Annotated in this window: 1 protein-coding gene; it reads right to left on the bottom strand. The window is 38.9% G+C overall.

What is annotated here, in order from left to right:
• A partial coding sequence (locus ACWXWW_RS18425) for a GRP family sugar transporter (protein ID WP_455971501.1) occupies positions 1-229 on the bottom strand: 229 nt, incomplete at both ends.

Raw genomic sequence — 229 nt, 5'->3', positions numbered from 1 at the left:
CCTGGTGGCTGAGCATTTTCTTTATCATCTAATGATGTGAATACAACACCAACTACGATTAATAGGATTGCAATCGTTCCCAGAATGATCGTTGTAGTAGTAGTCCACTCGCGGAAAGCGATAACCCCAAAGATAGAAGTGGCAACAAGTTGCATACCAGTAGAAATCGTTACAGTAGTAGAAACACCTAACTTTTCAACTGTTTTTAATTGGTTTACTTGTCCTAAAG

It is taken from the genome of Microbacterium sp. KNMS (assembly GCF_053851835.1).
This window is presented reverse-complemented; position numbering and strand designations above follow the sequence as displayed.